The sequence below is a fragment of the Streptomyces sp. NPDC033174 genome (assembly GCF_055577795.1).
On sequence record NZ_JBVIPQ010000007.1, the window covers coordinates 273,158 to 296,430 of the forward strand.

General features: G+C 70.4%; 18 protein-coding genes and 1 pseudogene. 13 read left to right on the top strand and 6 right to left on the bottom strand.

Annotated features, from left to right (window positions below):
- Window positions 1-129 precede the first annotated feature (129 nt).
- Together ACZ5VC_RS23230 and ACZ5VC_RS23235 are read left to right on the top strand one after the other, a co-directional pair.
- Window positions 130-1,212, top strand: coding sequence for a hypothetical protein (locus ACZ5VC_RS23230; protein ID WP_469121944.1), 1,083 nt, complete (start codon window positions 130-132; stop codon window positions 1,210-1,212).
- The gene (locus tag ACZ5VC_RS23235; RefSeq protein WP_469121945.1) at window positions 1,209-1,901 is read left to right on the top strand and encodes a hypothetical protein; all 693 of its coding nucleotides are present in this window, start codon (window positions 1,209-1,211) and stop codon (window positions 1,899-1,901) included. Before ACZ5VC_RS23230 ends, ACZ5VC_RS23235 begins: the two co-directional genes overlap by 4 nt.
- A gap of 152 nt (window positions 1,902-2,053) precedes the next feature.
- Here ACZ5VC_RS23235 and ACZ5VC_RS23240 read toward each other — a convergent pair whose 3' ends face one another.
- Window positions 2,054-3,418, bottom strand: coding sequence for a phosphoribosyltransferase family protein (locus ACZ5VC_RS23240; RefSeq protein WP_469121946.1), 1,365 nt, complete (start codon window positions 3,416-3,418; stop codon window positions 2,054-2,056).
- Window positions 3,419-3,571: 153 nt separating this feature from the next.
- Here ACZ5VC_RS23240 and ACZ5VC_RS23245 point away from each other — a divergent pair, with 153 nt between their 5' ends.
- Window positions 3,572-4,405: an HAD-IIA family hydrolase gene (locus ACZ5VC_RS23245; RefSeq protein WP_469121947.1), complete on the top strand. Its 834-nt coding sequence runs from the start codon at window positions 3,572-3,574 to the stop codon at window positions 4,403-4,405.
- A gap of 65 nt (window positions 4,406-4,470) precedes the next feature.
- On the opposite strand, the gene ACZ5VC_RS23250 is transcribed toward ACZ5VC_RS23245, so the two are convergent.
- A complete protein-coding gene (locus ACZ5VC_RS23250; protein ID WP_469121948.1) occupies window positions 4,471-4,857 on the bottom strand; it encodes a VOC family protein in 387 nt (128 codons plus the stop codon).
- Between the two features lie 121 nt (window positions 4,858-4,978).
- On the opposite strand from ACZ5VC_RS23250, the gene ACZ5VC_RS23255 reads away from it, so the two are divergent.
- From ACZ5VC_RS23255 to ACZ5VC_RS23295, 9 genes and pseudogenes are all read left to right on the top strand, one after another.
- Complete coding sequence (locus ACZ5VC_RS23255; protein ID WP_469121949.1) at window positions 4,979-5,944, top strand: pirin family protein; 966 nt, start codon at window positions 4,979-4,981, stop codon at window positions 5,942-5,944.
- Between the two features lie 367 nt (window positions 5,945-6,311).
- Window positions 6,312-7,343, top strand: a complete 1,032-nt coding sequence (locus ACZ5VC_RS23260) for a LacI family DNA-binding transcriptional regulator (protein WP_469121950.1) — start codon at window positions 6,312-6,314, stop codon at window positions 7,341-7,343.
- A gap of 250 nt (window positions 7,344-7,593) precedes the next feature.
- Entirely contained in the window at window positions 7,594-9,303 is a 1,710-nt protein-coding gene (locus tag ACZ5VC_RS23265) for a ribulokinase (RefSeq protein ID WP_469121951.1), read from the top strand.
- Between the two features lie 7 nt (window positions 9,304-9,310).
- On the top strand, window positions 9,311-9,979 hold the full coding sequence (locus tag ACZ5VC_RS23270) for an L-ribulose-5-phosphate 4-epimerase (protein WP_469121952.1): 669 nt from the start codon (window positions 9,311-9,313) through the stop codon (window positions 9,977-9,979).
- Between the two features lie 11 nt (window positions 9,980-9,990).
- Window positions 9,991-11,496 carry an L-arabinose isomerase gene (araA, locus tag ACZ5VC_RS23275; RefSeq protein WP_469121953.1) on the top strand — a complete coding sequence of 502 codons (1,506 nt, stop codon included), beginning with the start codon at window positions 9,991-9,993 and terminating at the stop codon, window positions 11,494-11,496.
- A gap of 352 nt (window positions 11,497-11,848) precedes the next feature.
- Window positions 11,849-12,598, top strand: a pseudogene (locus ACZ5VC_RS23280) (ISL3 family transposase); the annotation flags it as partial.
- Window positions 12,599-12,813: 215 nt separating this feature from the next.
- Window positions 12,814-13,440, top strand: a complete 627-nt coding sequence (locus ACZ5VC_RS23285) for a transposase (RefSeq protein WP_469121954.1) — start codon at window positions 12,814-12,816, stop codon at window positions 13,438-13,440.
- 251 nt (window positions 13,441-13,691) lie between these two features.
- Window positions 13,692-14,084 (top strand): nuclear transport factor 2 family protein, encoded by a 393-nt coding sequence (locus ACZ5VC_RS23290; protein ID WP_469121955.1) that lies wholly within the window; start codon window positions 13,692-13,694, stop codon window positions 14,082-14,084.
- Between the two features lie 198 nt (window positions 14,085-14,282).
- A complete protein-coding gene (locus ACZ5VC_RS23295) occupies window positions 14,283-14,663 on the top strand; it encodes an AbfB domain-containing protein (protein WP_469122134.1) in 381 nt (126 codons plus the stop codon).
- On the opposite strand, the gene ACZ5VC_RS23300 is transcribed toward ACZ5VC_RS23295, so the two are convergent.
- The 4 genes from ACZ5VC_RS23300 to chvE form a co-directional block, all read right to left on the bottom strand.
- Window positions 14,587-16,704, bottom strand: a complete 2,118-nt coding sequence (locus ACZ5VC_RS23300) for an ATP-binding SpoIIE family protein phosphatase (protein WP_469121956.1) — start codon at window positions 16,702-16,704, stop codon at window positions 14,587-14,589. The genes ACZ5VC_RS23295 and ACZ5VC_RS23300 overlap by 77 nt on opposite strands.
- A 264-nt stretch (window positions 16,705-16,968) precedes the next feature.
- Window positions 16,969-18,219: a multiple monosaccharide ABC transporter permease gene (gene mmsB / locus ACZ5VC_RS23305; RefSeq protein ID WP_469121957.1), complete on the bottom strand. Its 1,251-nt coding sequence runs from the start codon at window positions 18,217-18,219 to the stop codon at window positions 16,969-16,971.
- Window positions 18,216-19,769 carry a multiple monosaccharide ABC transporter ATP-binding protein gene (mmsA, locus tag ACZ5VC_RS23310; RefSeq protein WP_469122135.1) on the bottom strand — a complete coding sequence of 518 codons (1,554 nt, stop codon included), beginning with the start codon at window positions 19,767-19,769 and terminating at the stop codon, window positions 18,216-18,218. The genes mmsB and mmsA overlap by 4 nt, the downstream gene beginning before the upstream one ends.
- A 95-nt stretch (window positions 19,770-19,864) precedes the next feature.
- Complete coding sequence (gene chvE, locus ACZ5VC_RS23315; protein ID WP_469121958.1) at window positions 19,865-20,935, bottom strand: multiple monosaccharide ABC transporter substrate-binding protein; 1,071 nt, start codon at window positions 20,933-20,935, stop codon at window positions 19,865-19,867.
- 785 nt (window positions 20,936-21,720) lie between these two features.
- Here chvE and ACZ5VC_RS23320 point away from each other — a divergent pair.
- A complete protein-coding gene (locus ACZ5VC_RS23320) occupies window positions 21,721-23,268 on the top strand; it encodes a cellulase family glycosylhydrolase (protein WP_469121959.1) in 1,548 nt (515 codons plus the stop codon).
- Window positions 23,269-23,273: the final 5 nt, after the last annotated feature.

Below are 23,273 nucleotides of genomic sequence, written 5' to 3' on the forward strand. Positions count from 1 at the left end.
AGCGGATCCGCGCCGGGCGGGGGAGAATGGGAGTGGTGACCGGCGCGACGCGCCCGCCCTTCTCTCCTCAACCCCTGCCTCATGTCCTCTGCCGCGCGAGTGGTTCTCCGATGGCTGACAGCAGTGCTGGTGAGCATTGCGGTCGCGGTGGGGCCGACTGCCCTCTCGGGAGCGTGGGCGGGTGGGTACGCACCGTCGGACATCGGCGCGGCTGCGGACGCGGGGGCACTTCTGAAGCAGGGAATCACTCTCAACCCCGGCGATGGCCCGCCGGGGACGCCGGTCGACGTCGGCGGTGACGGATTCGGGAGCTGCCGCCTTCACACCGCCACGGGGGACATTGGGCGTGAGGTCGCCCTCAGGGTCGACCTCACCTGGGACGGGGGCGAGATCGGCACCCAGGGGACGGTCGACGAGAACGGGAACCTCAATGACGCGAGTTTCGAGGTCCCCGAGGACGCCACCGAGGGAGGCCACCTCGTGGTGGCGACCTGCTACGGGCCCAGGGGAGAAGCCCGCGCCTCCGGCTCCGCGACGTTCACGGTGGTGACGCCGGCCCCGACGGAGAGTGCGCTGGCCCTCGATCCCGCCGAGGGCCGCGCCGAGGGGACCGTGCAGGCGACTGGTTCCGGATTCAACTGCGAGAGTGCGGAACTCCTGTGGGAGGAAGACGCGCTGGGTACCGCCGACGTCCTGGAGGACTACTCCTTCTCCGTTCAGTTCGAGGTTCCCGACGACGCGTCCGTCGGGCCGCACCCGGTACGGGCCCAGTGCGTGGGTGACCCCGAGGTGAGTGCCGAGGCCGACTTCACGGTGACGCGGGGGACAGGCACCGACGGCGGTACGGACGCCGGGACTGACGGCGGTACGGACGCCGGGACTGACGGCGGTGGGACTGATGGGGGTGGGACGGACGGCGGTACGGACGGCGGCGGTACCGGAGGGGAGACGTCGACTCCCGCCGCCTGGGTTGTCGGTCCGGCGAGCCTCGGCGGCGTACTGCTCCTCGCCGCAGGCGCGTTCGCCTTCATGAGCCGCTGGCACCGCGGCCCCCGCTGGGTCCGCAGTCACGTCCGCACGGCGCTGCGTTCCGGCGCCGCGTCCGCCGATGTGAGCGAGCAGACCGAGCCCGGAGCCGGAGCGACCCGCAGCGTACGGCTCGAACCCCATACGGACCCGGGGGACCAGACCATCGACGAGGTGGACCGATGACCACGATTCCAGCGGCACAGCCCGTCACACAGCCTCCCGCGGAGCCCGTCACCGTACGCGCCTTCCTGTTCGGCGAGGACGGCCCGGACTCCACCGGCGCTCTCGTCGGTCCCCTCCGTGCCCAGGGCGTGACCGGCGCGCTGGCCGGCGGACTGCGCGGACTGACGCCCGCCGCCGACCGGGCAGTCGAAGAGGAACTGGCCGCCGTCCTCGACGGCTTCCTGGGCCTGGACCTTCTCGATCTCGTGGCGGGCGGATGGCGCAGGCACGCCGCCCTCACCGCGGCCGCGCGCCGCACCCGCGACACCCCGGGCAGCCAGGAAGTGGTCGCGATGGCGACGCACAGGATCACCTCCAGCCACCGGCCGCACGTCGACGTGTTCGTCGACGCCGCGAAGATCGGCACCCTCGACGTGGCCCTCACGTTGGTCTACCGGATCTCCGCGCTCGTCGTCGTCGTGCGAGACGCCCACCTGGTCGCCGTACGCAGCGGAGAGTGCGCGATCGAGGGCACGCTCTCCGTCCAGCGAGTCGTCCTGGCGGAACGGAAGGGGAGGCTGAACCTCCCCGGCATCCTCCGGCTGCGCTCACCGATTCCCCTGCTCCGCGAGCCGACCCCCGCCGTTCCACCGACACCCGAGTACCGCCCCACGGTGGCTCAGGGCACGCGGGGCGACGGATGGGCCTGACGCCCGGCCGCCCTTCCAGCCCTCCGTCTTCCAGCGCTCCGTCTTCCGGCCGTCCGGAGGCGATCGCGCAGGTGCCCGCACGGGCAACCCGCGCCGCACGCACCCGCGCCGTGCAGTGTCACACCCTCACACCCGCCTGTCACCCTGCGGTGTCACCCCTCATGAGCCGTCAGATGCTCGCCGAACCAACCCCTCGCCAGCTCCGCCACCGCGTCCAGCGCTCCCGGCTCTTCGAAGAGGTGCGTGGCGCCCGGGACCACCTCGAGGCGGTTCTCGCACGTCAGTTGCCGCTGCGCCTGGCGGTTCAGGTCGAGGACCATCGTGTCGTCGCCGCCCACGATGAGCAGCGTGGGCGCCCGTACGTCCGACAGATGCGGGCCGGCGAGATCGGGCCGGCCGCCGCGCGAGACCACGGCGCCGATGTCGAGGTCGGGTGAGGCGGCGGCCCGCAGCGCCGCCGCGGCTCCCGTACTGGCTCCGAAGTAGCCGACCGGCACCGAGGCCCGGCTGCGCAGCCAGCGCGTGGCGTCCGCGAGTCTTTCGGCCAGCGTCTCGATGGCGAAGACATTGGCCCGCTCCGCTTCCTCGGAGGGCGTGAGCAGGTCGAAGAGGAGGGTGCCGAGACCGGCCCCGTTCAGGGCCGCCGCGACCGAGCGGTTCCGGGGGCTTCGCCGGCTGCTGCCGGACCCGTGGGCGAACATGACGACCGGTCCGGCACCGATCGGCAGCGTGAGGTCCCCGGCCAGCCGGACACCGCCCGCTTCCACGACGACCGCCTCGGCGACGGCTTCGGCGAAGGGACGCCCCGGCGCCGCACTCGTACCCCTGCCGGTGCCCGTACCTGACCCTGTACCTGTACTCGCCACGTCCGTGGCCGCGTCCTCGTGCCCCGCCCGCGCCAGCAGATCCACCACGTCCTCGTCGGGCGTCTGCGCGAAGTCCTGGTACCACTCGCCGACCGCCCGGAACGCGGCCGGCGCCGACAGGCACACCACCTCGTCCGCCACTTCGCTCAACCGGGCCACCGCGTCCGGGGGCGCCACGGGAACGGCGAGTACCACCCGGGCCGCGCCCTGCGCCCGTACCACCTGGCACGCGGCCGCCGCCGTCGCGCCGGTCGCGATCCCGTCGTCCACGACGATCACCGTGCGCCCGGTGAGCGCGACCCGCGGCCGCTCGTCGCGGAAGCGCCGGGCCCGTCGTACGAGCTCCGCCTCCTCCGCCTTCTCGACCGCCGCGAGCTCCTCGGGCGCGGCCCGGCTGCGGCGGACGATGTCGTCGGTGATGACCCGTACACCGCCCTCACCGATGGCGCCGAAGGCCAGTTCACGGTGGTAGGGAACCCCGAGTTTGCGCACCACGATCACATCGAGGGGTGCCCCGAGGGCGCGCGCGACCTGGTACGCCACCGGCACCCCACCCCGGGGCAGGCCCAGGACGACAGGACGATCCGGTTCCAGATGCCGCAGCTCCTCGGCCAGGCGCCGGCCGGCTTCTGTGCGATCGGTGAACAGCACCGTGGTGCACCCCCAAACCCAGGGGAGAGGGAACCGGAGACGGAAACCGGGAGTCGACAACCGGGAGTCGAACCGGGAGTCGGAAACCATGTCCACACCTCCTTCGACGCAACCCCATTTGCGGCTTTCCCGCAAGTCGGGGACGGTCGGTCCATGGGTGGTCGCACGAGTGGTCGCATCCGGGCCGTACTGATCGACATCGACGGTGTCCTCACGGTGTCGTGGAAGCCGCTGCCCGGCGCCGTGGCGGCCATGGAACGGCTGCGGTCCGCTGGGTTCCCGCTGGCCCTGGTCACCAACAACACCTCGCGTACCCGTGCCGTCATCGCCGAGAAGCTGTCCGGGGCGGGCTTTCCGGTCGGCGTCGACGACATCCTCACGGCGCCGGCCGTCACCGCCGCGTACCTGCGGGAGAACCACCCCGGCGCCCGCTGCCTGCTGGTGAACACCGGGGACGTCCACGAGGACCTCACCGGCGTGACGCTGATCGACGGGGCCGTCGCGGGGGAGGGGGGCGGGCACGACGCCGGGGCGCCACCGGGCGTGGTCGTTTTCGGTGGCGCCGGAGACGCGTTCAGTTACGAGGCCCTCAACCGGGCTTTCCACCATGTGCAGCGCGGCGCCCGTATGGTCGCCATGCACCGCAATCTCTACTGGCGCACCGAGGCGGGCCTCGACCTGGACACCGGGGCCTTTCTTCTGGGCCTGGAGAAGGCGGCCCGCACCGAGGCGGTGATCACCGGTAAGCCGTCGGAGGCCTTCTTCGCCAGTGCACTGTCACACCTCGGCGTCACAGCGGCCGAGGCGCTGATGGTCGGCGACGACATCGAGTCCGACGTACTGGCGGCTCAGCGCGTCGGCATCACGGGAGTGCTCGTGAAGACGGGCAAGTACCTCCCCGAGACGCACCGGGCGGCCACCGGCTCGCCGGACCACGTCCTCGACTCCATCACCGACGTGCCCGGGCTGCTGGAGCGGCGGGGGTAGCGGGTTGCCGTTGCCCGGATCGGCCGGCCGGCCCGTCCGCCCGAATCACGGCGGGGTCGGGAGGGTCAGGGCCGGTAGCGCAGCGGGTGCTCCTCCGGGACCTCCACCAGGGCGATATTTACCCCGTCCGGATCCAGGACCCACATCTCGACGAGCCCCCACGGCTCGAGCGTCGGCGGACGCACCACCTCGACACCCCGCCGCTCCAACTCGGCATGGGCGGAGCGCACGTCCGCCACCTGGAGCCACAGCCGGAGCCCGGGCGCCGCAGGCGCGTCGGCGCGTCCGGACACCTCGAGGAAACCGCCGCCGAGGAAGTAGACCGTGCCGCGCTCGGGCCCCGTGCCGAACTCCCGGTAGACGGCAAGGCCCAGCGCCTCGCCGTAGAAGGCGCGCGAGCGCTCGGGATCGGTGGGACGGAGCAGGATCCTGCTGCTCAGCACATGCACCATGCGAGGCACCCTAACCGCCGGCGTCACGGCTCCCGCGACACGCCATACCATTGAACATTCCACTAGGATTTTCATGCGGGTACCCGCCTCGCGGCACCCGGACCGCAATAGGTTGAGCGTCATGAGCAATCTAGATCGCCAGGCCGCACTCTCCGTCTGCGGCGGCCGCGGCTTCGTCGCGGCCGAGCCGGTGCGCGAGCTCCTCAGCCCGCGTCACGTCCAGCTCGGCGAGTCGACCGAAGTGCGCCGTCTGCTGCCCAACCTCGGGCGCCGCATGGTCGGCGCCTGGGCCTTCGTCGACCACTACGGTCCCGACGACATCGCCGACGAGCCCGGCATGCAGGTCCCGCCCCACCCGCACATGGGTCTGCAGACCGTCAGCTGGCTGCACGAGGGCGAGGTACTGCACCGCGACAGCACGGGCAGCCTGCAGACCGTGCGCCCGCGCGAACTCGGGCTGATGACCTCCGGCCGGGCCATCTCCCACTCCGAGGAGAGCCCCCGCCCCCACGCCCGCTTCCTGCACGGCGCCCAGCTCTGGGTCGCCCTGCCGGACGCCCACCGCCATGTCGAGCCCCACTTCCAGCACCACGCGGACCTCCCGAGAGTGACCGCGGGCGGCCTCACCGCCACCGTGATCCTGGGCGAACTCGACGGCGCGCGCTCACCCGGTACCACGTACACGCCCCTGCTGGGCGCCGACCTCGCCCTCACCCGCGGCACCGAGACCACCCTCCCGCTCGAACCGGACTTCGAGTACGCGGTCCTCTCCATGTCGGGCGAGGCCCACGTCGACTCCGTCCCCCTCCTCCCCGGCTCCATGCTCTACCTCGGCTGCGGCCGCACCGAACTGCCCCTGCGCGCCGAGTCGGACGCGGGCCTGATGCTCCTCGGAGGTGAGCCGTTCGAGGAGGAGATCGTCATGTGGTGGAACTTCATCGGACGCTCCCACGAGGAGATCGAACAGGCCCGGAACGACTGGATGAACTCCACCCGTTTCGGCGAGGTCCACGGCTACGACGGAGGCCGGCTCCCTGCTCCCGAACTTCCGCCCGTGGCGCTGAAACCACGGGGTCGAGTGCGCTGACCCGGGCGTTTCTGGAGCAGGCCGACCAGTTCACCGACGAGGAAGCATCGTGGCCGCCTGGCCGCCGTCACGCGCATCGGGGTCCATGTCCGCAAACGGAGTCGTGGGGTCGGGATTCCAATAGCTGTGGTCTGTGCGCGAAGGGCCACCCGTCCACCGTGCTCCGGGACCGGGCCCGTCCCCTGCACCTCCACGGCCGGGCTCTGTGATCGTGAACAATTACACTCTCCCTCGTGGCGTCCTCGTGCAGACACCACCGCGATACCGGTGCGCGCAACAGGGCCCGAGTCAGCCGCGGGCTTCGTCGACGAGAGGGCTCTCAGTGGGAACGGGAAGTACGGAACAATCCGAGCCACGCCAACCTGTGATGGCCGACGTCGCGCGCGTCGCCGGGGTGTCCCATCAGACGGTGTCGCGGGTGCTCAACGGCGCGCCCCACGTCCGCCCCGGCACCCGAGAGCGGGTGCTCGCGGCCATTCGCGAGCTGGACTACCGCCCCAATGTGGCGGCCCGAGCCCTGGTCACCCGTCGGTCCCAGACGCTCGGCGTGGTCAGTTTCGGCAGCGCCCTGTACGGACCGGCCTCCATGCTGGACGGCATTGAGCAGGCCGCGCGCAGCGCGGGCTATTTCGTCAGCGTGGCGAGCCTCCGGTCCCTGGACACGCGCTCGGTGCAGGATGCTGTGGACCGGCTTCGGGACCAGGGTGTGGAAGGCATCGTGGTGATCGCGCCGCAGACTCCGGCGGTGAGCGCGGTCGCCCAGTTGTCCACGGCGGTGCCCGTCGTCGCCGTAGGGGCCGGCAGCGGTTCGCCCGTGCCCACGGTCTCGGTCGACAACGAGGCGGGTGCCTGCGCCGCCACGCGGCACCTGCTGGACCTCGGGCACGCCACGGTCCACCACATCGCCGGCCCGCCGGGCTGGCTGGAGACGGCGACTCGACAGGCCGGGTGGCGCAAGGCCCTCGAGGCGGCGGGAGCCCCGGTGCCCGAGGCCCACCCCGGGGACTGGAGTGCCCGCGCCGGTTACCAGGCGGGCCTCCGGTTGGCCGCGGACCTCGCCGTCACCGCGGTGTTCTGTGCGAACGACCATCTGGCGCTGGGACTGCTGCGCGCGCTGCACGAAGCGGGCCGGGCCATCCCGGGGGACATCAGTGTGGTCGGTTTCGACGACATATCCGAAGCCGCGTACTTCGCCCCACCGTTGACGACGGTCCGTCAGGACTTCGGTGAACTGGGCAGGCGTGCATTGGAGTTGCTGGTCGAGGAGGTGACCCGGAGCGGCCGTGCGAGCGATGCGGCCGGCAGGGCGCGCGCCGGGTCGCCGGAGCCTCCGGGCAGGCACGTCCTGGTGCCCACGGAAATCGTGCTGCGCCGTAGCTCGGGCCGCGCGCCGCGCTAGACCGGAGTGCGGCGTCTCTTTCGGAAGGTGTCGGTAGAGACCGCGTCGGCTCGGGCTTTCAAGAGACCTCCGGGCGCTCCTGTCGCACTGAGGTGGTCGAGTCAAGATTGGGTAACGCTGTAGACGCGAGCCCTTGTACGGCTAATTGTTAGCGCTAACAATCTGACTCGAGGTGGCCGTGTCCGCCGCCGCCCCTCCGCCCCCCCGGTGGTCGATCCGGGGCGCTGGGCTCCGCACAAAGGATGTGAACGTGACCTCGACTCGCTCCCCAGCCGACCGGGACGCCGTGCGCTACGTCGTCGGTGTCGACTTCGGTTCGCTGTCCGGCCGTGCCGTGGTGGTTCGGGTGCACGATGGCGAGGAGGTCGGTACCGCCGTCCATGAGTACCGCCACGGCGTCATCGACCGCCAACTGCCCAGCACCGGGGTCAGCTTGCCGCCCGACTGGGCCCTCCAGCATCCGGACGACTGGCGCGAGGTGTTGCGCACCGCCGTCCCGGACGCCGTCGCCTCCGCGGGCGTCGACCCCGGGCTCGTCATCGGGGTCGCGACCGACTTCACCGCCTGCACAGTCCTGCCCGCACGGCGAGACGGAAGGCCGCTCTGCGAGACCGGGCTGGGCCACCGCCCCCACGCCTGGCCCAAACTCTGGAAGCATCACGCCGCGCAGGACCAGGCCGACCGGATCAACCACCTCGCCCACCTGCGGGCCGAGAAGTGGATCGCCCGATACGGCGGCAGGATCTCCGCCGAATGGCAGTTCGCGAAGGCGCTGCAGGTTCTGGAGGAGGACCGGGAGACGTACGCGGCGACCGAGCGCTGGATCGAGGCGGCCGACTGGATCGTCTGGCAGCTCACAGGAACCGAAACGCGCAACATGTGCACCGCCGGCTACAAGGGCATCCACCAGGACGGCAGGTACCCGAGCGAGGACTACCTCGCAGCCCTGCACCCGGACTTCGGGGACTTCGCCCGCACCCGCCTGGAGCATCCCCTCTCCCCGCTGGGATCCCGGGCCGGCTCGCTCACCGCCGAGGCCGCCGAGTGGACGGGTCTGCCCGAGGGCATCGCGGTCGCCGTCGGCAATGTCGATGCCCACGTCGCGGCCGCCGCGGCCCAGGCCGTCGAGAACGGCCGGCTGCTCGCGGTCATGGGGACCTCCACCTGCCACGTGGTGAACGGGGCCGCGCTCGCCGATGTGCCCGGCATCTGCGGCGTCGTGGAGGGAGGGATCGTCGACGGGGCGTACGGCTACGAGGCGGGACAGAGCGCGGTCGGCGACATCTTCGCCTGGTGGCTCACCCAGGGCGTCCCGGCCGGTTACCAGGCCGAGGCGGAGGCCCGGGGTGAGGACCTGCACCAGTTGCTGACCCGCAAGTGCGCCGACCAGCCGGTCGGCGGGCACGGCCTGGTCGCCCTCGACTGGATGAACGGCAACCGTTCCACTCTGGTCGACCACCACCTCTCCGGCGTCATCGTCGGCCTCACCCTCGCGACGCGGCCCGAGGAGATCTACCGCGCCCTGCTGGAAGCCACCGCCTTCGGCACCCGCACCGTCGTCGACGCCCTCGAACAAGGCGGCGTACCGGTGCACGAGTTCATCGTCGCCGGCGGCCTGAAGAAGAACGCCCTGCTGATGCAGATCTATGCTGACGTGCTCCGCCGCCCGGTGTCCCTCGCGGCCTCCGCCCAGGGCCCGGCCCTCGGCGCTGCCATCCACGCGGCCGTCGCCGCCGGCGCACACCCTGACGTACGCGCCGCCGCGGCGGCCATGGGCCGCGTCCAGCGGGCCGCCTACCTGCCGGACCCCACCCGGGCCGACGCCTACGACGCGCTGTACGCGGAGTACCGCGCCCTGCACGACCACTTCGGCACCGGCCCCGACAAGCAGCTGCACCGGCTGCGGGCCCTGCGCAACGCCGCCCTGACCACCTCGACCGCCCCGACCGAGAGGCCCTGAACCGCTCATGACGTCACCGATCGAGCAGCTGCGCCGCGAGGTCAGCGACCTGCACCAGGAACTGGTCCGCTACGGCCTCGTCGTATGGACGGCGGGGAACGTATCCGCTCGCGTGCCGGGCGAGGACCTGATGGTGATCAAACCCAGCGGCGTCCCCTACGAGGACCTGACCCCCGAGCGCATGATCGTCTGCGATCTGGACGGGAAAGTGGTCGAAGGCGACTACGCCCCCTCCTCCGACACCGCCGCACACGCCTACGTCTACCGGCACATTCCGCACGTCGCGGGGGTGGTGCACACCCACTCCACCTACGCCTGCGCCTGGGCGGCGCGCGGCGAGGCCGTCCCCTGCGTTCTGACCGCCATGGCCGACGAGTTCGGAGCCGAGATCCCGGTCGGCCCCTTCGCCCTGATCGGGGACGACTCCATCGGCCGGGGCATCGTCGAGACGCTGCGCGGACACCGGTCGCCCGCCGTCCTGATGAAGAGCCACGGCGTCTTCACCGTCGGCAAGGACGCCAAGGCAGCGGTCAAGGCGGCCGTGATGTGCGAGGACGTCGCCCGCACGGTCCACATCTCACGCCAGCTCGGGGAGCCGCTGCCCCTGGCACAGAGCGACATCGACGCACTGAACGACCGCTACCAGAACGTGTACGGCCAGCGGGCCGGCCGGTGAGGAGCTTTTCCGTGGCATCACTCGAAGAACGCGAAGTGTGGTTCCTGACCGGCAGCCAGTCCCTCTACGGAGACGAGACCCTGCGCCAGGTGGCCCGGCAGTCCCAGCAGATCGCCGAAACCCTCCAGGGCGACCCCGTCGTCCCCGTCCGAATCGTCTGGAAGCCCGTCCTCACCGACGCCGGGGCGATCCGCCGCATCTGCCTGGAGGCGAACTCCGACGACACCTGCATCGGGCTCATCGCCTGGATGCACACGTTCTCCCCGGCCAAGATGTGGATCGCCGGCCTCGACGCGCTGCGCAAGCCCCTGCTCCACCTCCACACCCAGGCCAACGTGGCCCTTCCGTGGTCGTCCATAGACATGGACTTCATGAACCTCAACCAAGCGGCGCACGGCGACAGGGAGTTCGGCTACATCCAGTCCCGCATCGGCGTCGCCCGCAAGACGGTCGCGGGCCACGTCAGCGACCCGTCGGTGGCCGCCCGCGTCGCCTCGTGGGTCCGGGCGGCCGCGGGGCGGGCCGAACTGCGCGACCTCAGGCTGGCCCGCTTCGGCGACAACATGCGGGATGTCGCCGTCACCGAAGGCGACAAGGTGGAGGCGCAACTGCGCTTCGGCGTCTCCGTCAACACCTACGGGGTCAACGACCTCGTCGAGGCCGTCGACGGTACCGCGGAGGCCGACGTCACCGAGCTCGTCAAGGAGTACGAGGACACCTATCGGGTGGCGCCCGAACTGCGGGCGGGCGGGGACCGCCACCCCTCGCTGCGCTACGCCGCGCGCATCGAACTCGGCATGCGCGCGTTCCTCACCGCAGGCCGATTCCGCGCCTTCACCACCAACTTCGAGGACCTCGGGGGACTGCGGCAACTGCCGGGACTGGCCGTGCAGCGACTGATGGCCGACGGGTACGGCTTCGGCGGCGAGGGCGACTGGAAGACATCGGTCCTGCTGCGCACGCTCAAGGTCATGTCCGAAGGGCTGCCGGGTGGCGTGTCCTTCATGGAGGATTACACCTACCACCTGGAACCGGGCAGGGAACTGATCCTCGGCGCGCACATGTTGGAGGTCTGCCCGACGGTCGCGGCCGCGGTTCCCTCCTGCGAGATCCACCCGCTCGGGATCGGCGGCCGGGAGGATCCCGTCCGCCTGGTCTTCGACGCGCACATCGGTCCGGCGGTGGTCGTCGGGCTCGCCGACATGGGCGACCGGTTCCGCCTGGTCGCCAACGAGATCGACGTGGTCGAGCCCGTTGAGCCGCTGCCGAACCTGCCGGTGGCCCGGGCCGTGTGGCGGCCCCGACCGGACCTGCGGACCTCGACCGAAGCCTGGTTGATCGCCGGCGCCCCGCACCACACCGTGCTGTCGAGCGCAGTGGGCACCGAGGAGCTGGATGACCTCGCCGAGATGCTCGGCACGGAGCTGCTGGTCATCGACGGGGACACCGGCATCCGCCGGTTCACCCAGGAGATCCGCTGGAACCAGGCCTACCACCGGCTGGCGCAGGGTTTCTGACGCCGGCCTCACCCGCGCCCGCCCCAACTTCGGCATCCCGGTCGCTGACGGCACTGCTCCGCACCGGCTCGCATCCGTCAACTACCCCGCCCTGGTTTCGTACTTGGGAGCTGACACCACTTGTCGCTCAGAGCAGGGAACGCCCGGTTTCGCCGGAGGGCGATGTATCCGAGTTCTGGGTTCTGGCACAGATCTTGGGGAGTCGTCGCGGAGCGATACCCGATGTTCGATTGCAGGTGACTGGCTCGCGTGAGACGGCGTACGCCTTGTCGTCTGACGGTCGGAAGTGACGCTCCCTCAGGTGCCTGCCGATCGCTGCTGTGATCGGCTGTGGACGGTGATGGTGCTGGTCATGCAGACCGATGCGCCGTTCTGGGACTCGCTGGTGTTCAACGGGACCGACGATGTGGATGTCGAGGCGGTTTCGGCTGCGTTCGGCACGGTCGAGGTGGTGGCGAGAGGCCGTGCGACCGGGGCTAGATGCCCGGACTGCGGCCGCTTCTCGGACCGAGTCCACGACCGTTGCCGGCGCAGGCTGAAGGACCTTCCGCTCGCTGAGCAGGGCGTCGTGATCCGGCTGACGGTCCGGCGCTTCATCTGCGGAGCGGCGGACTGCCCGCGCCGCACGTTCGCCGAGCCGTTCTCCCGGCTGGCAGCCCCGCACGCACGGTTCACCACTCGGCTCAACCACGCCCTGGAGCGAGTGGGGCTCGCCCTGGCCGGGCGGGCTGGCGCCCGGCTGGCCGCCCAGCTGGGGTTCGGAGCGGGGAGGATGACCTTATTGCGCAGGGTCATGGCCCTGCCCGACCCCCGGTTCAGTACTCCGCGTGTGCTGGGCGTGGACGACTTCGCGATCCGCCGCGGCCAGACCTACTCCACCGTCTTGACCTGCGTCGAAGACCATCGCGTGGTCGATGTGCTCCCGACCCGTGAAGCCGGGCCACTGGCCGCCTGGCTGATCCGCCACCCTGGCGTGGAGATCATCTGCCGTGACCGGGCGGGCGCCTACGCCGAGGGTGCCCGCCGCGGTGCCCCCGACGCTCTGCAGGTCGCTGACCGGTTCCATCTGTGGCAGGGCCTCGGCCGCGCCGTGGAGACCGGTGTCGCCGCCCATCGCGAGTGCCTGCGCAACCCGTCGCCCAGCGACATGTTGCGGAGGCCACCAGACTGGCTGCCGGTCGGCCGCAGGACGACTCAGCGCCCGTCGGCCGGCGGGCCGAGCGAAAGAAGGCAGCACACGCACTGGTCCATGAGCTGCTCGCCCAAGGCCATTCACGCCGGGCGGTTGCCCGGCACCTGGGCTGGGGTCTCAACACCGTGCTCCGGTACGCGAACGCCGCACGGTGGCAGGACACCTTCCGCGAGAACCGGCCCCGGCCCAGCAGACTGGACCCCTACAAGCCCTATCTGGAGCGACGCTTCGCCGCGGGATGCACCAGCGTCACCCGACTGCACGGCGAACTCGTTGCCGAGCACGCTCCCGTCACCTACGCCATGGTCCGCGCCCACATCGCCACCCTCCGCGCGGCTCCGTCCGGCGCACCGCCCCGGCCACCGACGGTTCAGCAGGTGACCGGCTGGCTCACCCGCCACCCCACGACCCTGAACGAGGAAGACCGCGCCGGCCTGAAGGACGTCCTGGCACGCTGCCCCGAACTGGACACGGCCACCTGCCATATCCGCGACTTCGGCGAGATACTCACCGACCGCCTCGGCGCCACACTCCCTGCCTGGATCGACGCCGTCGATGCCAGCCAACTGCCCGGCCTCACCGGCTTCGCACTCCACCTGCTCCGAGACCTCGACGCCGTGACAGCAGGGCTCACCCTGGACTGGAGCTCCGGCAGCATCGAGGGCGCCGTCAACCGCATCAAGAAGATCAAGAGGCAACTCTACGGTGGAGCCGGATTCGAACTACTCCGCAAGATGATCCTGCTTCAGTAGCCTCCTCGGCCACTGCCCAGGATCTGCGTCAGAACCCTTGACGGCACTGGGCTACTCGCCGGGGGCAGCATCGGGGTGCTCCTCGTGAAGGGTCCCAGGTCAGCCGGTCACCGTGCTGCGAGTCATGGCCATCCGTGGCGCTACCCACTCCGAATGGCCGCACCTAACGAGGTGGCAGGGAATGGTGACCGGCGTGGCCGCTGCCCTCCAGCCTGTTTCCCGGGCATCCTTCTGGGCTCAAGGAGGCTTCCATGACCGAACATCCCAACATCGCTGTGTTCAGAAGCGCCATGGACGCCTTCTCGACAGGCGACATGGACGCTCTGGCGGAGGTGTTCCACCCCGACGTGCGGTGGCACATCCCCGGCCAATCCCCGCTCGCGGGCGACTTCCAGGGCCGTGACGCCACCTTCGCCACATTCGAGCTCGACTTCCGACTGTCCGGCGGCACTTACCGCCCGCAACTCCACGATGTGCTCGCCAATGACACGCACACCGTCGCCCTGCTGCACGCCACGGCGTCCCGTGACGGTAGGGAGCTCGACATGGACTACGCCATCGTGTTCCACATCAGCGACGGAAGGATCACCGAGGGCTGGGAGTTGTGGGCTGACCAGAGGGCGTTCGACGCCTTCTGGTCGTAGCGTCCCGTTCTCGCGTGTGAACGACCCTCACCCAGTGGGCCCGGCACGCATCCATACCGCGCTGGCGCGGGTCGGCGGGGTGTCCGGCGTCGTGCTGTCAAAATTCTACGGTCAAGCGGCAAGGCGTACGCAGGCTCACGCGAACCACCCCCTAGCCATCGAACACCAGGGCGACCCTCCGCGACGACTCCCCAAGATCTGTGCCAGAACCCCGCTCCGACCTACGAAACCACCGACCGCTACGTCCGCCACCGGGAGAAGAACGACGGCAGCGCCGCCTTCAGGGCCAGCGCCACCTTCCACCGGCGCACCGGACTCGCCGACGCGGCAGGGGTCTCGTACGAGTCGTACGGCGCACCCGGACGCTTCCTGCGGCACCGCGACTTCCTGCTTCACGTGGAACCGGGGGCCACGACGTCGGCCAAGGCCGACGCCACCTTCCGCCTGGAGTGGCGGTGGCGGGCCCGCGCCCACCACCCGTCCGGGCGATGGGCGCGGGCCATCAGCCGCCTTCCAGGAACTGCTCGGTCCAGATGGTCTTGCCCGCCGCCGTGTACCGGCTGCCCCAGCGGTGGGTGAGCTGCGCGACGAGGAACAGACCGCGCCCGCCCTCGTCGGTGAGCTGTGCCCGGCGCAGATGCGGCTGCGTCTGGCTCGGGTCGGAGACCTCGCAGATCAGCACGCGGTCCTTGATCAGCCGCAGGCCGACCGGACCGCCCGCGTACCGGATGGAGTTCGTGACCAGCTCGCTGACGATCAACTCCGTGGTGAAGACCAGATCCTCCAGTCCCCAGGCGGTCAGCCGGTCCGAGACGAGCTCGCGGGCCCGCCCGACGAGAGAGGGGTCGGGGGGCAGCTCCCACACGGCGGTGGCATCGGCGGACACCTCCCTGACCCGCACCACGAGCAGTGCCACGTCGTGGTCCGGCGGCTCGTGCAACAGGGCGCCCAGGATGCCGTGCCCGATCTCGGTGACCGGCCGCCCGCTGTCGGCGCCGTCCCGCACACCCGCCCGGACCACCTCCAGCTGCCGCTCCGACCGGTCGGTGCCCTTGACGAGCGCTCCGCCGTGGAAGGCCAGTACATCGCCGGGCTCCAGGCCGAATTCCACCGGTTCGAACGGCTGCCCGCCGGTGCCCAGGACCGGACCCGGGCGGTAGGCCACCGCGTCGCTCCCGGCCCGTCCCCGTGCGGCCAGCACGGGCGGCGTGTGGCCGGCGCCGGCCAGGACGCAGATGCGGGACACCGGGTCGTAGGTGGCGTAGAGGCAGGTGGCGCCGGTCAGCGCGCTCGGCGCGCCCGCGTCCGGGTCCTGGCGGTCGTCGTCCTCGATGAACCGCACCACCAAGTCGTCGAGGTGGGCCAGCAGTTCTTCCGGACTGAGGTCGAGATCGGCCAGCGTCTGCACCGCAGACCGCAGACGCCCCATCGCGGCGGTGGCGTTGAGGCCGCGCCCGGCAACCGTGCCCATGACGAACCCGAGCCGCGTCGAGGGGAGTTGGATGACGTCGAACCAGCTGCCGCCGCCGGCCGCGGTCGTCGCGGCGGGCACGTGGACACCAGAGGTCTCGGCGCCGGTGACGTCCATGACCGGCCGGGGCAGGAGACTGCGCTGCAGGGCCTCCGCGGTACGGCGCTCACGGGTGTACCGGCGGGCGTTGTCCATGCTGAGCGAGGCCCGGGAACCGATCTCCTCGGCGAGGACCGCGTCCTCCTGGTCGAACGGGCGGCGCTCCGCTGTGCGCCACAGGACCAGGGCGCCGAGGACCGCGCCGCGTGCCCGCAAGGGGACCAGCATGAGGGAGGTGGCCTGAGGCGGAAGGATCAGCCGCACGCGCTCCTCCTCGCCCGCGAGCACCTCGCGCAGCTCGGTCAGGTCGGGGAGGAAGACCGCCGAGCCCCCGCGCAGGTGGATGCTCTCGACACTCTGGAGACGGATGGTGTCGCCCACAGAGTGGCTCTCGGGCGGCCACCGCCCGTCGGCGGCCCTCACAGCGACGCGTCGCATCGGCGCTCCGGTGACCAGCTCTCCCGGTTCCTCGCCGAGCAGCACGGGTTCGGTGAGGTCGACGGCCGCGAGGTCGGCGAACGTGGGGACGAGCACCTGGGCCAGCTGCTCGGCATTGCGCACCATGTCGAGGGAGCTGCCGATCTCCGCGGCGGCCGCGTTGAGCAGCGTCAGCCGCTCGGCGGAGCGCTGGTCCGCCGGCGGCAGGGGTGGGGCCCGGCGGACGTCACCGGCGACGGCGACCGGTACCGGGTGGTCCGGGTCAGCGGGGTACAGGCGCAGCAGGAACCGCGCCGACGAACCCTCCATCAGGGCGATGATGTCGACGTCGGCCTCCAGCTGTCCGCCGTCCGGCCGCAGCAGTCGGGCCCGGGCGCTTCGCCTGGCACCTCCCACGGCCCCGGCGACCAGGCGGGCCCACAGGCCGGGATCCTCGAAGAGCAGTTCCGCGTCCGACTGCGCGATGCCGGGGCCGCCGAGGGCCTCATGAGCGCCCAGGAGCGTCGCCGCCGAACGTGTGGCCGTCAGGACCTTGCCGGCGGCGTCGAGTACCAGAACAGCCGTGGGGAAGTCCGCTGCTGCGACAGGTTCTCCCAGGCCGTTGTCGCTCACTCGTGTCTCACTCCGGCAGGATCGAGGGCCCTCCTGATCTCATTCAACACCTCGCGCGCGGCGTGCGCGCGCCGGTGGCGGAAGGCGCCGGCCAGGGCGGCGGCGGGCAGGCGTTGCGCATCAGTTCCTGGAACTGGGCGGAGAACCACCGGCCCGGTACGGGCGCGCCCGGCAGGGCTCCCGACGGGTTGAACCCGTTCCGTGGACTGCCCAACGGTTCGCCCCGGCCGGGGGCCGGGGCGAACCGCCGTCGCGCGGCGACGCTCAGGAGCCGGCCTTGCGCTTGTTCCACACGTCGAAACCGACCGCCGCCAGCAGCACGAGACCTTTGATGACCTGCTGGTAGTCCGTGCCTATGCCGACGAGCGACATCCCGTTGTTCAGCACGCCCAACACGAGACCACCGATGATCGCGCCGAGTACCGTGCCGACACCACCGGACGCCGAAGCGCCGCCGATGAAGGCCGCCGCGATCGCCTCCAGCTCGAAGTTGATGCCCGCCTGCGGCGTACCCGCGTTGAGCCGGGCTGCGAAGACCAGCCCGGCCAGTGCTGCCAGGACACCCATGTTGACGAAGGCGAGGAAGACGATCCGCTTGCTCTTGACGCCGGACAGTCGGGCGGCGGGCTCGTTGCCGCCGATGGCGTACGTGTGGCGGCCCAGGACGGAGTTGCGCATCACGTACCCGAAGGCGACCAGGAGCACGCCGAGGATGAGCAGCACGATCGGGAAGCCGTGGTAGCTGGCGAGCAGCAGGGTGAAGACGGTCACCGCGGTGGCGATCGCCGCCAGCTTGACGAGGAAGAAGCCCATCGGCAGCAGCCGCAGTCCGTAGGAGGCGGCCTGGCGGCGGCCTCGGACCTCCTGCACGACGGCCAGCGCGAGCACGCCGAAGCCGAGCAGCAGGGTGAGGTTGTGGTAGTTCGTGTGTGGGCCGGCCTCCGGCAGGAAGCCGCTGCTGATCTGACGGAAACCCTGGGGGAAGGGGGCCACCGACTGGCCCTGGAGCAGGATCTGCGTCCCGCCCCGGAAGAGCAGCATCCCCGCGAGGGTCACGATGAACGACGGGATGCCCACGTAGGCGATCCAGAAACCCTGCCAGGCCCCGGCGGCGCCGCCGATCAGGAGCGCGGCGATGGCGGCCATGGGCCAGGGGATGCCGTGGTGCACCATCATCACCGCGGCCGCGGCTCCGACGAAGGCCGCCAGGGACCCCACCGACAGGTCGATGTGGCCGGCGATGATGACGATCATCATCCCGATGGCCAGGATGAGGATGTAGCCGTTCTGCTGGATCAGATTGGTGACGTTGAGCGGTTTGAGCAGGGTTCCGTCGGTCCAGATCTGGAACAGCACGATGATCAGCGCCAGGGCGGCCAGCATGCCGTACTGCCGGATGTTGCCGCGCAGGAGACGCACGAGGAGGGTGCGCGGATCCTCATGCGGACGGTTGCCCTTCTCCCCGCCGGGGGCGGCGCCTTCGGCATCGAGGGCGGGGCTCTGGATCTGGGTCATGCGCACACCTGTTCGTTCTGGGTTGCCGCGCCCACGGTCATGAGGCGCATGAGGGATTCCTGGGTCGCGTCCGCCCGGTCCGTCTCACCAGTGATGCGCCCTTCGGCCATGGTGTAGATGCGGTCGCAAAGGCCGAGCAGCTCCGGCAGTTCGGAGGAGATCACCAGAACGGCCTTGCCCTGTGCCGCGAGCTCGGCGATGACCGCGTAGATCTCGGCCTTCGCACCGATGTCGATGCCCCGGGTGGGTTCGTCGAGGATGAGCACTTCCGGCTCGGAGAAGAGCCATTTGCTGAGGACGACCTTCTGCTGGTTGCCGCCGCTGAGCCTGCCGGTCTCCGCGAACACCGAGGGCGCCTTGATGTTCATGGTGCGGCGGTACCTCTCCGCGACCCGCGTCTCCTCGTGATGGTTCACCCAGCCCCGGCGGGAGACCTTGCCGAGCGCGCTCAGCGAGATGTTGCGGCGGATGTCGTCCGTGAGGTTGAGCCCGAGGTGCTTGCGGTCCTCGGTGACGTAGGCAAGCCCGTGGGCGATCGCCTCGGGGACCGTACGCGTACGGATCTCCTTGCCGTCGAGCAGGACCCGGCCGCTGGTGCGGCGTCCGTAGGAACGGCCGAAGACGCTCATCGCCAGCTCGGTCCGGCCTGCGCCCATCAGGCCCGCCATGCCGACGATCTCGCCGCGCCGGACCGTGATCGACGCTCCGTCGACCACCTTGCGGTGGACGTCGATCGGGTGCAGGACGGTCCAGTCCTCGACCGTCAGCGCGACCTCGCCTATCTCCGGGGTGCGTTCGGGATAGCGGTGCTCCAGGTCGCGGCCGACCATCGCGCGGATGATGCGGTCCTCGGAGACCCCCTCGGTGCCGACCGAAATGGTCTCGATGGTCCGGCCGTCGCGCAGGACGGTGATGGTGTCGGCGACGCGGGCGATCTCGTTCAGTTTGTGGGAGATGACGATGCAGGCGATGCCCTGGGCCTTGAGTTCGAGGATGAGGTCCAGCAGTTTGCGGCTGTCCTCGTCGTTGAGCGCGGCCGTCGGCTCGTCCAGGATCAGTAGCTTGACCTCCTTGGCGAGGGCTTTGGCGATCTCGACGAGCTGCTGCTTGCCCACGCCGATGTCCGCGACGCGGGTCTGCGGGTTGTCCGGCAGGCCGACGCGCTCGAGCAGGGCCTGCGCGTGGGTGAGCGTCCGGTTCCAGCTGATGAACCCACGCGAGGCGTGCTCGTTGCCGAGGAATATGTTCTCGGCGAGGGACAAGTAGGGGATCAGGGCCAGCTCCTGATGGATGATCACGATGCCGCGGCGCTCGCTGGCCCGGATGTCGCCGAAGGCGCACGGGTCGCCCTGGAACCGGATCTCGCCGTCGTAGGAACCGTGCGGATGCACGCCGCTGAGGACTTTCATCAGGGTGGACTTGCCCGCCCCGTTCTCGCCGCAGACGGCGTGCACCTCGCCGGCGGCGACGGTCAGGTTGACGTCGGACAGTGCCTTGACGCCGGGGAAGGACTTGCTGATCGAACGCATCTCGAGGACGGGTCCGGCCATGGTGGTGGGTCCGTTCGACTGGGGGCGGTGCGGCGGCCGGTCGGGACGGCGTCGCATCACCCGCTCTTCGGCCCGGAGGGTGGGCCCGGCGGTGGCTACTTCAGCTGGTCGGCGGAGTACTGCCCGGATTCGACGAGCAGCTTCTGGTAGTTCCCCTTGTCGACGCTGACCGGCTGCAGCAGGTAGGAGGGCACGACCTTCACGCCGTTGTCGTACTGCTTGGTGTCGTTGACCTCGGGCTGGTGGCCGGTGAGTACGGCGTCACCCATCTGCACGGCCACCTTGGCGAGTTCGCGGGTGTCCTTGTACACGGTCTGTGTCTGTTCGCCGGCGATGATGGACTTCACGGAGGCGAGCTCGGCGTCCTGGCCGGTGACGATGGGCAGCGGCTTGTCCGCGCCGCCGTAGCCGACTCCCTTGAGGGACGAGACGACGCCGATCGAGATGCCGTCGTAGGGCGAGAGCACTGCGTCGACGGTGGCGGACGTGTAGGCCTTGCTGAGCAGGTTGTCCATCCGGGACTGTGCGACGCCGCCGTCCCAGCGCAGGGTGGCTGCCTGGGTGAATTCGGTCTGGCCGCTCTTGACCACGAGCCGCTTGGCGTCGATGTGGGGCTGGAGGACGCTCATGGCGCCCCGGAAAAAGAACGCGGCGTTGTTGTCGTCCGGTGATCCGGCGAAGAGCTCGATGTTGAACGGGCCCTTGCCGTCCCGGAGGCCGAGCCGGTCGGCGATGTACGTGGCCTGCAGGACGCCGACCTTGTAGTTGTCGAAGGTGGCGTAGTAGTCGACGTTCCCGGTGCCGCGTATCAGGCGGTCGTAGGAGATGACCCGGATCTTCGCGTCGGCCGCCTTCTGCAGCACGTCGCTGAGCGAGGAGCCGTCGATGGGAGCGATCACCAGCAGTTTGGCGCCCTTGGTGATCATGTTCTCGACCTGGGCCACCTGATTCTCGACGACATTGTCCCCGAACTGCAGATCCGTCTCGTAGCCCTTGGCCCGGAACTGCTTGACCATGTTGGCGCCGTCGTTGATCCAGCGCTCGGAGGACTTGGTCGGCATGGCGATCCCGACCAGGCCCCCCTTGGTGTCGCCCGCGTCCGCCTCGCTCCCGACCCCGTTGGCGCTCTGGCCGCAGGCCGCCAGGGTCAGGCCGAGCACTGTCACAACCACACCTGTCGAGATTCTTCGCACGTTTCCTCCAGTGGAGCGCCGTGACACGGCGCGACGAGGGGCCCGGCCCGGGCGGCCCGGCGGTTTCCCGGGCGGCGGGGCCGGCGCCGGCCGCTGGGGTGCACTGCCGGACCGCCCTGTTCCGGCCTGGCACGACACGAGTGTTAACGCTCACAACTGTGCCGTCAAGGCCCCTGGGGCCACCTTTGCGAACCCATCGCGAAGCCCCTCCGGGGCCCCTGCGCCCCAGGCCCACCGCCCCGCCGCCACTCTCGGTGCGGGGCGATTGTCTGCCAGGACCGGTTCGAGCTGCGCGGAGTCAGGGGGTGGCGTTGTTCTCGCCGACGGTCAGCTCTGAGGGAACGCGCGGTAACCGACCCTGCACGGGACCGCCGCGGGTTCGGCTGTGGTGGTTCCGGCGGCGGTGCGGCCGAGGGGAGGGAGCCGGCTGTCGGGATCGCGGTTACCAAGCTCCATCGTCCTCATCGCCCGCGTGGCGGTGGTGTGGCGCATGCGGATCGTTCTCCTCGCGACTCGGGAAAGTGCGGGGCGTGCGAAGAGCGTGAGCACAAGCTTTGAACCAGTGGGAGCGCTCCCACTGTGCGGATGCGGCGCAACGACGTCAAGACGCGTGAAGAAACGAAGGGATGCCCTGAGGAATCTCGGCAACTTCTCTTTCGCGGGGCGTCAGTTGCCGCTACGGTCTGGCCCCAACCAGTGGGAGCGATTCCGTCAGTCGGCGCGCCGTCAGAGCGCGCCCTCGCTGCAAGGAGTCGCTCATGCGACACCCCCCGCGTCTGTCCGCGTTGCTCGGCGGAGCGGTGCTCACCTTGGTGAGCGCCGCTCTCACCCTGGCGGGTACGGCCTCAGGAGCAGCGGCCGCATCCGTCTGCACCGTTCAGTACTCCGTCGTCGGCTCCTGGGCCGGCGGCTTCCAAGGGTCCGTCACCGTCACCAACACCAGTGCGACGTTGCACGATTGGCGCCTCGGCTTCGACTTCGCCGACGGCCAGGAGATCAGTCAGGGCTGGGGTGCCAAGTGGTCCCAGTCCGGGGCGAGCGCCACAGCCGTGAACGAGAGCTGGAACGGAACGCTCGGCACCGGCGCCGGCGTCACCGTCGGCTTCATCGCTTCCTGGTCGGGCTCCAACAGCGCGCCCACCACGTTCACTCTCGACGGCGCGGCCTGCAGCACAGTGCCAGGTCCGACCAACCCGGCCCCGACTCCTACCCCGACACCCACACCCACACCCACACCCACCCCGACACCCACGCCGACATCCACCGGCCCGACCGTTCCCCCCGACCCGGTCTCCGGGGCGCCCGAACTGAGCGTCACCGGAAACCGCCTCACCGACCAGAAGGGCGCCACGCGTCGCCTCCTCGGCGTCAACCGGTCCGGGGCCGAATTCATGTGCGTCCAAGGCCACGGCATCTTCGACGGTCCCGTCGATGACGCCTCGGTGCGCGCCATCGCCGACTGGGAGGCCAACACCGTCCGCATCCCCCTCAACGAGGAGTGCTGGCTCGGCCTCGACAACATCAAGCCCGAGTACCGGGGCAAGAATTACGTCGACGCCGTCAAGGGCCTGGTCAGCCGGATCCTCGCCCAGGGCATGACCCCGGTCGTCGAACTGCACTGGACGTACGGCCAGTACACCGGCAACTCCTCGGGGTGCTCGGACGTCCACGCCTCCTGCCAGAAGCCGATGCCGGACGCCCAGTACACCCCGGCGTTCTGGACCTCGGTGGCGAACTCCTTCAAGAACGACCGCCGGGTCGTCTTCGACCTGTTCAACGAGCCGTACCCCGACCGGGCGACCCCCACCACCGGGCAGGCCTGGTCCTGCTGGCGCGACGGCGGCACGTGCCCGGGCATCGGTTACGAGGTCGCCGGGATGCAGGACCTGGTGGACGCGGTCCGTGCGACCGGGGCCCGCAATCTCGTCCTGGTGCCCGGCATCGCGTACTCCAACGACCTGAGCCAGTGGCCCGCCCACTCCCCGGTCGACCCGACGGGCAATCTGGCGGCGGCCTGGCACGTCTACAACTTCAACACCTGTTCCGACGAAGCATGTTGGCAGTCCACCCTCGCCCCGGTCGCCGCCCAGGTCCCCCTGCTGGCGGGCGAGATCGGTGAGAACACCTGCGGACATGCGTTCATCGACCGCGTCATGAAGTGGTTCGACGACCGCGCCCTCTCGTACCTCGGCTGGACCTGGAACACCTGGAACTGCCACTCCGGTCCGGCCCTGATCACCTCGTACGACGGCACACCCACCGCATTCGGCACCGGGCTGCGCGACCACCTGCGCGCCCTGAACTGAAAGGC

What these genes read in the sequence shown, in the direction of transcription:
- ACZ5VC_RS23235 (WP_469121945.1), top strand. Translation starts at nt 1,209, where the DNA reads ATGACCACGATTCCAGCGGCACAGCCCGTCACACAGCCTCCCGCGGAG.
- ACZ5VC_RS23245 (WP_469121947.1), top strand. Translation starts at nt 3,572, where the DNA reads ATGGGTGGTCGCACGAGTGGTCGCATCCGGGCCGTACTGATCGACATC.
- ACZ5VC_RS23250 (WP_469121948.1), bottom strand. Translation starts at nt 4,857, where the DNA reads ATGGTGCATGTGCTGAGCAGCAGGATCCTGCTCCGTCCCACCGATCCC.
- ACZ5VC_RS23255 (WP_469121949.1), top strand. Translation starts at nt 4,979, where the DNA reads ATGAGCAATCTAGATCGCCAGGCCGCACTCTCCGTCTGCGGCGGCCGC.
- ACZ5VC_RS23260 (WP_469121950.1), top strand. Translation starts at nt 6,312, where the DNA reads ATGGCCGACGTCGCGCGCGTCGCCGGGGTGTCCCATCAGACGGTGTCG.
- ACZ5VC_RS23270 (WP_469121952.1), top strand. Translation starts at nt 9,311, where the DNA reads ATGACGTCACCGATCGAGCAGCTGCGCCGCGAGGTCAGCGACCTGCAC.
- ACZ5VC_RS23290 (WP_469121955.1), top strand. Translation starts at nt 13,692, where the DNA reads ATGACCGAACATCCCAACATCGCTGTGTTCAGAAGCGCCATGGACGCC.
- mmsB (WP_469121957.1), bottom strand. Translation starts at nt 18,219, where the DNA reads ATGACCCAGATCCAGAGCCCCGCCCTCGATGCCGAAGGCGCCGCCCCC.
- mmsA (WP_469122135.1), bottom strand. Translation starts at nt 19,769, where the DNA reads ATGGCCGGACCCGTCCTCGAGATGCGTTCGATCAGCAAGTCCTTCCCC.
- ACZ5VC_RS23320 (WP_469121959.1), top strand. Translation starts at nt 21,721, where the DNA reads ATGCGACACCCCCCGCGTCTGTCCGCGTTGCTCGGCGGAGCGGTGCTC.